Source organism: Pseudonocardia sp. NPDC049154 (assembly GCF_040648315.1).
In the GTDB taxonomy this organism is placed as follows: domain Bacteria; phylum Actinomycetota; class Actinomycetes; order Mycobacteriales; family Pseudonocardiaceae; genus Pseudonocardia.
In genome coordinates, this window is sequence record NZ_JBEZDN010000193.1 from 1 (window position 1) to 10,414 (window position 10,414).

The window sequence follows — 10,414 nt, forward strand, 5'->3', positions numbered from 1 at the left end:
TCGCCAGGGTGTGGGAGAGTAGGTCGCCGCCGACATCAAACCTTTCAGGAAGGCCCCGGAGCTTCGGTTCCGGGGCCTTTCTGCGTTCTCGGATCAGGTGAGCGAACGGCGCTCTCGCTCACCAGGAATGAACGAGAGCGCCGTTCACCGGGTGGTCGGGTGCGGGGGGTGGACACCCGCCAGGCCGGGGGTTCGCCCTAACGACTGTGCGGGCGTGCGTCGGCAGGCTCGGTCCCGAGGCGCGCGCCGTGTGGTGCGCGCAGATCGTCGGGGAGGAAAGCCGTGTCGATGTCCGCCGTCCGTGCCGGTCCGTCGTGGGCCGGTGCACCCACCGTCCCGCTCGCTGCCGATGCCCCCACCGTGCCGATCCGGGTACCGCGGACGCGGCCCGACGGGCGTGTGGTCGGGGTCGACGCCGCGCGCGGCGTGGCGCTCCTGGGCATGTTCGCCACCCACGTCTTCCCCGTGTTCGGCCAGGACGGCTCACCGACGGCGGCGACCGTGATCGCGGCGGGCCGGGCGGTGTCGACCTTCGTGCTGGTCGCCGGCGTGAGTGTGGCGTTCCTGGCCGGCAGCCGGGTCGGCGGGCGCGGGGCGGCCGCGGCCGGGCTCGTCGTGCGCGCGGTGCTGATCGGCCTGCTCGGCCTGTTCTTCGGCTTCCTCGCCCCGCTGAACGGGGTGGACGGGATCCTGCCCTTCTACGGCGTCTTCTTCCTGCTCGCCGTACCCCTGCTGTGGCTGGGCCCGCGCGCACTGGTCGCCGTCACGGTCGTGGCGTTCCTGCTCGGCCCGGTCGCGCTGGTGGCGATGGCCGGGCTACCGCGCGCGGCGACCGATCCCACGCTCCTCACGCTGCTCCAGGACCCGGGCGGGCTCCTGCTGCAGCTGTTCGTGACGGGCGAGTACCCGGCGATCGTCTACGTCGGTTACCTCGCGGCCGGGTTCGCGATCGGCCGGCTCGACCTGTCGTCGCGGCGGGTGGGCTGGGGCCTGGTCGGGGGAGGCCTGGTGCTCGCGGCCGGCTCGCGGATCGTGTCGTGGATCCTGCTGTACCCGCTCGGCGGGCTCGCGGAGCTGACGGCGATGGTTCCCGCCGGCGACGCGTCCTCGGCGGAGGTCGCGCAGCGGCTGCTGTGGGAGGCCTACCCCATGCCGACGTGGTGGTACCTCGCCCTGCCCACGCCGCACGGGCACACGCCCGTCGACCTGGCGCACACCCTGGGCTGCGCGATGGCGCTGCTGGGCGCGCTCCTGCTGCTGACCCGCGTCGACGCCGTGCGGCGCCTGCTGTCACCGCTCGCCGCGGCCGGCGAGCTCTCGCTGACGCTGTACTGCGCGCACCTGGTGCTGCTCGCGAGCGGGATCCTGTCGGACGAGCCGGTCGTGCTGCTCGTCGCAATGATCCTGGGGGCGCTCGCAGCGGCGGTGGCCTGGCGGCGGACGTTCGGCCGCGGCCCGCTCGAGACGCTCGTGTCGGTCCCCGCGAGTGCGGCGCGGCGGGCCGTCGGAGGCCGGCGTCGCGCGCACGGTGCGCCTGCCACGAAGCCGACCCGGCGGCCGGATCCGGCGCGGGTGGCGGCGATCGGGCTGGTGGTCGCCCTGTTCGGCCTGAGCGTCGCGATCGTGCTCGGTACGAGCGACCGGGACGGGGGCGCCGAGCCGGCGGGCGAGGTCGAGACGTTCGCCGAGTCCGAGGACGGGGCCGAGCCGCCCACCCTCGCGCCCCTGCCGCCCGACGGGACCGAGGACGTCGAGAACGATCAGGGCGACCAGGCGGACCAGACGGACCGGGACGACCGGGACGACCGGGGCGGCGGCGCGCAGCAGGACGAGGAGGCCGGGCCGCCCTCGTGACCCGCGGGCCGCGCGCGGGTCAGCGGCGGAAGAGCCGGATGCCGGCGGCGCGGCGGAAGCGCGGGCAGTCGCAGGTCACGCACTCGGTGCCGCGACGGTAGTGCTCGTGGGCCGTGGAGCCGTGCCCGCAGCGACAGGCGGTGTCGACGACGCCGGCCACCCGGGCCGAGGCCGGCGTGGCCGGCGCCGGCACGGAGACGTACGGAGCGGTGGCGGGGCGGTCCGGGAGGATCGCGGTCATGCTGGCTTCTACCCCCGAGGAGAAGTCCGGTTGTTCTGTGTCCACCCCGCTCGTCGCGCGTCCGGCCCAGAACGTGTCGCCCGGCGGCCGGTTTCATCACTGTTGACGACGGTGGCGCCGTACTGGGTCGTCCGGGGCAGCGCAGTTGCCACACGGGGGACGCACCGCGACCCACGGGCGTCGTTCCATCGGGCAAGACCGTCTTCCTCGTCGTAAGTTCCCTCGCACACTCGAACGAGAACCCGCTCCGGGTGAACGTTCTCGGACGTGACGAGAGGAGGGCGACGGTGAACCTCTGGCAGTACGTCACCGAGAGATGGGACCGGCTGTCGCTCCAGGCGCTGCTCCACCTGAGCGGGGTCGTGCAGTGCACGATCCTGGCGGCGATCATCGGCGTGGGGGTGGGGATCGCGGTCTACCGCAGCCCGGCCGGCTCCGCGGTCGCCACCGCACTGTCCAGCACGGTCCTCACGATCCCGTCGTTCGCGCTGCTCGGCCTCCTGATCCCGATCGTCGGCCTGGGCGTGACGCCGAGCGTGATCGCTCTGACGCTCTACGGCCTGCTCCCGATCGTGCGGAACACGATCGTCGGACTGGCCGGTGTGGACCCCGCGGTCTCCGACGCCGCCAAGGGCATCGGGATGAGCCGCGCGGGGGTGCTCACCCGCGTCGAACTGCGGATGGCGTGGCCCGCGATCCTCACCGGTATGCGGGTCTCGGCCCAGATGCTCATGGGCATCGCGGTGATCGCGGCCTACGCCAAGGGCTTCGGGCTGGGCTCCGAGGTCTTCTCCGGGCTCACCCGCGCGGGCTCGGCCAACTCCCTGAACCAGGCGCTCGCCGGCACGCTCGGCGTCGTGATCCTGGCCCTCCTCCTCGACGGGGTCTTCGTCCTGATCGCCCGTCTCACCGTCTCGAAGGGTGTGCGTGACTGAGATGACGACGTCGCCGACCACCGATGTGACCAGCAGCGACACCCGGGGCGTCTCCGGCGCCGAGATCAGGCTGGACCGGGTCACCAAGCGCTACCCGAACACGGCGGCCCCCGCGGTCGAGGAGTTCACCATGACCATCCCGGCCGGGAAGGTCGTCGTGTTCGTCGGCCCCTCCGGCTGCGGCAAGACCACCACGATGCGGATGATCAACCGGATGGTCGAGCCGACCTCGGGCACGATCACGATCGGCGGCCGGGACGCGCTGCACATCGACCCCGACCAGCTGCGCCGCACCATCGGCTACGCCATCCAGCAGGCGGGCCTGTTCCCGCACTACACGGTGGCGCAGAACATCTCCGTGGTCCCCGGCCTGCTCAAGTGGGACAAGAAGCGCATCGCCGCCCGCGTCGAGGAGATGATGGACCTCGTCGGGCTCGACCCGGGCACGTTCGCCCACCGGCTGCCGCGCCAGCTCTCGGGTGGCCAGCAGCAGCGTGTCGGAGTGGCACGTGCGCTCGCCGCCGACCCGCCCGTGCTGCTGATGGACGAGCCGTTCGGCGCCGTCGACCCGATCACCCGCGGCAACCTGCAGGACGAGCTCATGCGGCTGCAGTCCGAGCTGGGCAAGACGATCGTGTTCGTGACCCACGACTTCGACGAGGCCGTGAAGCTCGGGGACAAGATCGCCGTGCTGGGGGACCGCTCGACCATCCAGCAGTACGACACCCCGGACGCGATCCTCGCCAACCCGGCCAACGACACCGTCGCCGGGTTCGTCGGCGCCGGTGCCTCGCTCAAGCAGCTCACGCTGATGCGGGTGCGGGACGTGCAGTACAGCACCGACGAGGTGCTCACCGTGAGCGAGGACGAGCACCCGGCCACCGTGGCGGACCGACTCACGAAGGCCGGGCGCACCTACGCCCTGGTCGTCGACGACCGCCACCGCCCGACGCGCTGGGTGCACGTGCGGGAGCTCGCCGGGTGCAGCTCGCTGCAGCAGGCGGGCAAGCCCGTGGGGGACTCGGTGACCACCCTGTCCACGCTGCAGGACGCGCTGGAGGCGATCCTCACGGAGGGCGGCCGGGCGGTGGTCACGGGCTCGCGCGGCGAGGTCGTCGGCACCATCGACATCACGACGGTCACCGACGTGCTCGCGGGCGTCCGCGAGGAGCACGGGGTGGGTGAGGCCGGATGACCGCCATCGCGGAGGGCTTCCCCGGCGTCAGCAAGACCAGCGCCGTCGAGCGCAGGCCCAGCGTCACCTCGCGGTCGGAACGGTTCCGGCTGTTCTTCCAGCCGATCGCCGTCGTCGTGATCGTGGTGGCCGTCGTCGTGTGGGCGCTGACGAGCGACCTCAACGCCAACGAGCGGGAGACGCTGAACCTCCCCACGATCCTCAGCCTGCTCGGGCAGCACATCCTGATCACGATCGTGGTCAGCCTGCTCGTGGTGGCCATCGCGGTGCCGCTGGGCATCGCGCTCACGCGGCCCACGCTGAAGTGGCTCGCGCCCGTGTTCCTGGCGATAGCCAACATCGGGCAGGCCGCGCCCGCGCTGGGCGTGATCGTGCTGTTCTTCCTGTGGTCGGGCATCGAGGGCCTGTGGGCCGTGTCGATCCCGCTGATCTTCTACGCGCTGCTGCCGGTGCTGCGGAACACGATGGTCGGCATCCAGCAGGTCGACCGCTCGCTGATCGACGCCGGGCGGGGCATCGGGATGTCCGCGGGCGGCGTGCTGATGCGCGTCGAGCTGCCGCTGGCGGTGCCGTTGATCCTCGCCGGGCTGCGCACCGCGCTGGTGCTCGCGGTCGGCACGGCCACCCTGGCGTTCTTCGTCAACGGCGGCGGGCTGGGCGAGCTGATCGACACCGGCTACAAGCTGCAGCTCAACTCCGTGATGTACGTGGGCGCGGTCCTGGCGATCGGGCTGGCCCTGCTCGTCGACTGGCTCGGTGGCATGGCGGAGCGGTGGCTGGCGCCGAAGGGAGCGGAGTGATGCGGCGGTTCAGGCGGTTCGGCGCCGCGGTGGCGGCGCTCGGTGCGGTGGCGCTGCTGGCGGGCTGCGGGCTGTCCACGAACACCGCCGTCCCGTTCACCGTCACGCCCGGGTCCATCAAGCCGGTGCCCGCCCTCGAGGGCGTGACGATCACGGTCGGCTCGAAGGACTTCACCGAGCAGATCCTCGTCGGCTACATGGCCGAGCTCGCGCTCGCGGCGGCCGGCGCCGACGTCCGCGACCTCACCAACATCCAGGGCTCGTCGAACTCCCGGCTCGCGCTGAAGACCGGGGACATCGACCTGACCTGGGAGTACACGGGTACGGGGTGGATCAACTACCTCGGCCACACCGACCCCATCCCCGACGAGCAGAAGCAGTACGAGGCCGTGCGGGACGAGGACCTGCAGCAGAACGGGCTGCGCTGGCTGCCGTACTCCAAGCTGAACAACACCTACGCGTTCGGCGTGACCGAGGCCTACGCGCAGCAGCACAACCTGCGCACGACCTCCGACATGACGGAGTTCCTCAAGCAGAACCCGGACCAGGGCGTGTTCTGCGTGGAGACGGAGTTCGCCAGCCGCCAGGACGGGATGCCGGGTGTGCAGGCGACCTACGGGTTCGAGCCCAGCGAGGTGAAGACCTTCGGCACCGGCGCGATCTACGCCGGCATCGCCAACGGGACCTGCAACTTCGGCGAGATCTTCACGACGGACGGCCGGATCGCCGGGCTCAACCTGCGGGTGCTCGAGGACGACAAGAAGTTCTTCCCGCAGTACAACATCTGCGTCGTGCTCCGGGAGGAGACCTACCGGCAGCACCCGGAGATCGAGCAGGTCATGCAGCCCGTCGCGATGGCGCTGAACAACGACGAGATGATCGAGCTCGGCAAGAAGGTCGACGTCGACGGCGAGGACCCGGGCATCGTCGCCCGAGACTGGATGATCGAGAAGGGCTTCATCGGGCCCGACACGTCCTGAGGGTCAGGCGGGGCAGACGGTGCCGTCGCGGGGGATCGACCCCGCGACGAGCACCTGCTCGACCAGGGCGGTCACGCAGGCGCTGCGCGGGTAGGCCCCCTGCCCGGCCCCCTGCCAGCCGACGAAGGAGCTGCGGCCGAGCAGCTGCGCCACCCGGCGGGAGCCGTCCTGGGGGGCGCGCGGGTCGGCCGCGGTGCCCAGCACGAGGACCGGCGGGGTGTCCGCGGGCAGCGCGGTGAGGGTCGGCGCGCCCGTCGACGCCGGCCAGGGCCCGCATGCCAACAGCCGTTGCCCCGCCGCGGCGCCGAAGAGCGGGTACTGCCGCGACCAGCGGTCGGCGAGCTCGGCGACCTCGGGCGGGGCGAGCCGGCGGGTGGTGTCGTTGCAGGCGGTGGCCAGCTCGTCGTCGAACGTCCCGCCCGCACCGAGGACCGGGGCGAGGAAGGCGATCAGGCCGGTGGGGTCGCCGGAGCCGGCCGCGGCCAGCCCGGCCGCGAGCGCCGGCCAGCGGGCGGGTTCGCCGAGGCCCGTGCGCAGGGCGGCGAGCGCGCCGCCCGCGGTGAGCCGGTCGCCGTCGGCCGAGGCGAGCGGGCGCGTGCCCAGCCCGCTGACGACGCCGGCGACCACGGCCCGCGGGTCCGACCCGAGCGGGCAGCCGCCCCGGGCCACGCACGCGGCGGCGAAGGCGTCGAAGGTCGCCTCGGCCGCGCCGGCCCGGGCCTCGCTGCGCTCCGGCTCGTCGGACACCAGGTCGACGGGGGAGTCCAGCACCACGCGGCCGACCGACCGCGGGTGCGCCGCCGCCCACGCCGCGACCGCGCTGGCCCCGTCGCCGATCCCGACCACGTCGAGCCGGTCGACCCGCAGCGCGGTCCGCAGCTGCTCGAGGTCTGCGGCGGTGGACGCGGTGCGGTACGAGCTGATCGTGTCGTCGAGCAGCAGGTAGCAGTCCTGCACCACCGAGCGCGCCTGCTCGAGCAGCGGGCCGAGGTCGCCCGCGCCGCCGACCGGAGGGGTGTCGGTGATCGCCGCGCGGGCCTCGGGCGGGGCGCAGTCGAGGAGGTCGCTGCCGGTCCCGCGCCGGTCCAGCCCGACGAGCTGGTACTGCGCCAGCACGGCGTCGGAGACCAGGGCGGCCAGGCGCCCGGCGGAGCGCGCCGAGCCGCCGCCCGCACTGTCCCCCACGACGACGAGCGCCGGGCGGGTGCGCGGGGCGTCGGCGGCCCCGACGCGCAGCACGCCGAGCCGCGACGCACCGGCGGCGGGGTGGGCCGGGTCGGTGGAGACGGAGAGCTCGCCGCAGCTCGCGGAGAGTGCGCGGCCGGGCGGGACCGGGAACCCGGCCGCGGCCACCGCCTCGACCGTGTCCGCGGTGCAGTCCGCGTAGTCGACGAGCGGGTCCTGGTCCTGGGGCGTGGGCAGAGCGTCCGGGTCGGCCGGACCGGCCGCGGTGGTCGGCGGCGGTCCGGTGGTGGTCTCGCCGCGCACCGCGACCGGCGGGCGCTGCGAGGGCCCGACCGAGCACGCGGCCAGCACGAGGACGCCCAGGAACACGACGATCACCACGCGTGCACGAGCCCCCACGCTCCCAGTCTGCCCGCCCACCGGTGAACGGGGGGTTAGTGGGCGGTCCAGCCACCGTCCTGGACGAGCGAGACACCCGAGATGGAGGCCGAGGCGGGGCCCCACAGCACGCTCGCGAACTCGGCGACCTCCTCCGGCTCGATCAGCCGCTTCACCGCGACGGGCGTCAGCATGATCTTCTCGACGACCTCGTCCTCGTCGAGGCCGTGGTGGCGGGCCTGGTCGGCGATCTGCTTCTCCACCAGCGGCGTCCGGACGTACGCGGGGTTGACGCAGTTGCTGGTCACGCCGTGGGGCGCCCCCTCCAGCGCCGTGACCTTCGACAGCCCCTCCAGCCCGTGCTTGGCGGCCACGTAGGCCGACTTGTAGGGCGAGGCGCGCAGCCCGTGCGCGCTGGAGATGTTGACGATCCGGCCCCACTCCCGCCCGTACATGTGCGGGAGCACGCGCCGGACCAGCCGGAACGGCGCCTCCAGCATGATCGTGAGGATCTGGTGGAACAGCTCCGGGTCGAAGTCCTCGATGGGGGAGACGTGCTGCCGGCCGGCGTTGTTGACCAGGACGTCGACGTCCCCGGGCAGGGCGTCGACGGCCGCGAGGTCGGTGAGGTCGCAGCGCAGGGCCTCGATCCCGTCGACCTCGGCGGCCAGCGCCTTGACCGCGTCGGCGGAGAGGTCGACGGCGTAGACCCGCGCCCCGTCCGCGGCGAGCCGGCGGGCCATCGCCGCCCCGATCCCGCTCGCCGCGCCGGTGACCAGGGCGGTGCGGCCGGACAGGACCGGATCGGTGCTGCGCGTCATGCGTCGAGGCTAACCAGCGGTCAGGCGACGCGGGGAGCGTGCGTGACCGAGTCGAGCTCCAGCCGGACGGCGACCGGCAGGTGCGCGAGACCGAGCGACCGCCGGGCCTCGGCGACGACCTCGTTCTCCAGCCGGCGGCACACCTCGGCGACGTCGGCCTCGTCGGTGACCCACACCGTCAGCCGCAGCGCCGGTGTGCCGGACGAACCGACCATCCGGGCCCGCGCCTTGCCGACGCCGGGCAGCGCGCCCGCGCGGTCGGTGACGGCCTCGGCGAGCGCCCCGGCCGTGACCAGGAGCGAGGTGTCCGGGTTCTCCTCGAGCAGCAGGTCGGGACGGCGTTCCGGGCGCAGGGACCGCACGGCCCACCACAGCCCGAGCACCACGAGCACGACACCGACCGCGATCGCGACCCAGCGCCACAGCTGCGGCTGCGCGCGGAGGGCGTCGACGATCAGCGGGTCCAGCAGCGGCCGGGCGGCGCGGCCGACGCCGAACACGCCGAAGCCGAGCAGGGCCGCGAGGGTGCCGGCGGCGAGCAGCACGAACCCGAGCAGCGCGAGCCACACCCGGTCGACGACGGCCGAGCGGGCCACGGCCTTCCGGGAGCCGCGCAGCACGCGCCGCGGCGGTGCGGCCGTATCCGTGCCCGGGCCGTCGCCGGCCGGCACGTCGGTCGGGGTGCTCATCGGGGCTCCTTCCGGCCGCGGGTGGACACGACGACCCGCGGCCGCCGGGCGAGGGGCAGCTCGTCGAGCAGGGTCGAGACCCGGCCGCGGACGGTCGCGGTCAGCTCGCCGTACCCGCCGCCGGCGTCGGGCCAGCCCTCCGCCCGGACCACGATCCTGCGGGCCGAGGCGCTCACGGTGGCCGCCGCGACATCGTCGGACTCGCGGACGGTCCGCCCGACGAGCCGGGCGAGCACGCGCGGCGAGGTCGCCACGGTCATCTCCGGGGTCGGGGCGGTGAGCGGGACGTCGTGCCGGCGGGCCAGCAGGGCGACCAGCAGGAGCAGCAGTCCCAGGACGGCCACGCAGATCGAGACGATGATCACGGGCCGATCCGACCAGGTCAGCTCGGTGAGCGCGGCCTGCCAGGTGGACCAGGGCACCAGGAGCCCGCCGGTGGCGGGCCGGACCCAGGCGGCGACGACCTCGACGACGAGGAGCACGCCGGCCGCCGCCAGGGCCAGGCCCAGCAGCGGGGACAGCGTGCGGAGCAGCACGCGCACGCGGACCTCCTCTATCGGATCCGGGGCTGCGCGGGCCGGGTCGGCTCGCGCAGGCCGGAGACGGTGACGGCGAGCGAGCGGACCCGGTACCCGGAGATCCGCTCGAGCTCGTCGGCGATCTTGGCGCGCACCGCCGCCACGGTGTCGCGGACCGGGGCGGGATAGGCGCAGGCCAGCTCGAGCCGGACGTCGACGGCGTTGCCGGTCGCGCTGATCCGCGCCCGCGGGCCGGCGTCGCCGACCTCGACGCCGGCCACCCGGCGCTCGCGGTGCAGGGTGCCCGGGACCAGGTCGGTCGCGTACTCGACGATCGTGCGCAGCACGGCGGGCGCGATGTCCAGGTACCCGCGCTCGTCCGCGTCGGGTGCCCAGCCGGGCAGCGCGACGGCGGCCGGGGCCCGGCTCCCCTGGGCCGGGACGGGGAACGGGACCGGGCGGGCCGCGGTCGGGGCGCTCACTTGTCGCGGGCCCGGCCGAAGACGCCGGACAGGTCGAGCTCGCCGTCGAGGAACCGGCCGACCGCGAGCCCGATCGCGCCGAGGACCAGCACGATGACGAAGGCGACGAACCCGCCGAAGGCGGCGGCCAAGCCGAGCAGGAGACCCGCCAGCAGGCCGGTCTGGGTGGCAGTCATTCTCGTTCCGCTCCTGGATCTGGGTCGGGTCGATCTGGGTCGGTGGTGGGCCGGTCCACGCGGGTGCGGGCCCTCGTCCGCTCCGGCGTGCTGCTCACCCCGGACCGCGTCGCCACCGAGCTGGTCGGTCTGTTCGGCACCGGTCGCGTCTACAAGACTG

General features: G+C 73.9%; 12 protein-coding genes. 5 read left to right on the forward strand and 7 right to left on the reverse strand.

Annotation, left to right across the window (positions count from 1 at the left end):
• Positions 1 to 288 precede the first annotated feature (288 nt).
• Positions 289 to 1,854, forward strand: coding sequence for a heparan-alpha-glucosaminide N-acetyltransferase domain-containing protein (locus tag AB0B41_RS41260; protein WP_358212485.1), 1,566 nt, complete (start codon positions 289 to 291; stop codon positions 1,852 to 1,854).
• 19 nt (positions 1,855 to 1,873) lie between these two features.
• Here the strand turns inward: AB0B41_RS41260 and AB0B41_RS41265 are convergent, their stop codons facing one another.
• Positions 1,874 to 2,095 (reverse strand): hypothetical protein, encoded by a 222-nt coding sequence (locus AB0B41_RS41265; protein WP_358212486.1) that lies wholly within the window; start codon positions 2,093 to 2,095, stop codon positions 1,874 to 1,876.
• 287 nt (positions 2,096 to 2,382) lie between these two features.
• Here AB0B41_RS41265 and AB0B41_RS41270 point away from each other — a divergent pair, with 287 nt between their 5' ends.
• The 4 genes from AB0B41_RS41270 to AB0B41_RS41285 are packed head-to-tail and all read left to right on the forward strand — an operon-like array spanning position 2,383 to position 6,005.
• Positions 2,383 to 3,030: an ABC transporter permease gene (locus AB0B41_RS41270; RefSeq protein WP_358212487.1), complete on the forward strand. Its 648-nt coding sequence runs from the start codon at positions 2,383 to 2,385 to the stop codon at positions 3,028 to 3,030.
• Position 3,031: 1 nt separating this feature from the next.
• On the forward strand, positions 3,032 to 4,225 hold the full coding sequence (locus AB0B41_RS41275) for an ATP-binding cassette domain-containing protein (protein WP_358212496.1): 1,194 nt from the start codon (positions 3,032 to 3,034) through the stop codon (positions 4,223 to 4,225).
• Positions 4,222 to 5,025, forward strand: coding sequence for an ABC transporter permease (locus AB0B41_RS41280; RefSeq protein ID WP_358212488.1), 804 nt, complete (start codon positions 4,222 to 4,224; stop codon positions 5,023 to 5,025). The genes AB0B41_RS41275 and AB0B41_RS41280 overlap by 4 nt, the downstream gene beginning before the upstream one ends.
• Positions 5,025 to 6,005: a glycine betaine ABC transporter substrate-binding protein gene (locus tag AB0B41_RS41285; protein ID WP_358212489.1), complete on the forward strand. Its 981-nt coding sequence runs from the start codon at positions 5,025 to 5,027 to the stop codon at positions 6,003 to 6,005. The genes AB0B41_RS41280 and AB0B41_RS41285 overlap by 1 nt, the downstream gene beginning before the upstream one ends.
• A 3-nt stretch (positions 6,006 to 6,008) precedes the next feature.
• Here the strand turns inward: AB0B41_RS41285 and AB0B41_RS41290 are convergent, their stop codons facing one another.
• From AB0B41_RS41290 to AB0B41_RS41315, 6 genes are read right to left on the reverse strand one after another with little or no spacing between them, the layout of a single operon-like run.
• On the reverse strand, positions 6,009 to 7,589 hold the full coding sequence (locus AB0B41_RS41290; RefSeq protein ID WP_358212490.1) for an alpha/beta hydrolase: 1,581 nt from the start codon (positions 7,587 to 7,589) through the stop codon (positions 6,009 to 6,011).
• Positions 7,590 to 7,624: 35 nt separating this feature from the next.
• Positions 7,625 to 8,389, reverse strand: coding sequence for a 3-hydroxybutyrate dehydrogenase (locus tag AB0B41_RS41295; RefSeq protein WP_358212491.1), 765 nt, complete (start codon positions 8,387 to 8,389; stop codon positions 7,625 to 7,627).
• A 20-nt stretch (positions 8,390 to 8,409) separates the two neighbouring features.
• A complete protein-coding gene (amaP, locus tag AB0B41_RS41300; protein WP_358212492.1) occupies positions 8,410 to 9,078 on the reverse strand; it encodes an alkaline shock response membrane anchor protein AmaP in 669 nt (222 codons plus the stop codon).
• The gene (locus AB0B41_RS41305; protein ID WP_358212493.1) at positions 9,075 to 9,620 is read right to left on the reverse strand and encodes a DUF6286 domain-containing protein; all 546 of its coding nucleotides are present in this window, start codon (positions 9,618 to 9,620) and stop codon (positions 9,075 to 9,077) included. The genes amaP and AB0B41_RS41305 overlap by 4 nt, the downstream gene beginning before the upstream one ends.
• An 11-nt stretch (positions 9,621 to 9,631) precedes the next feature.
• Positions 9,632 to 10,078, reverse strand: coding sequence for an Asp23/Gls24 family envelope stress response protein (locus AB0B41_RS41310; RefSeq protein WP_358212494.1), 447 nt, complete (start codon positions 10,076 to 10,078; stop codon positions 9,632 to 9,634).
• On the reverse strand, positions 10,075 to 10,254 hold the full coding sequence (locus AB0B41_RS41315) for a hypothetical protein (protein WP_358212495.1): 180 nt from the start codon (positions 10,252 to 10,254) through the stop codon (positions 10,075 to 10,077). Before AB0B41_RS41315 ends, AB0B41_RS41310 begins: the two co-directional genes overlap by 4 nt.
• Positions 10,255 to 10,414: the final 160 nt, after the last annotated feature.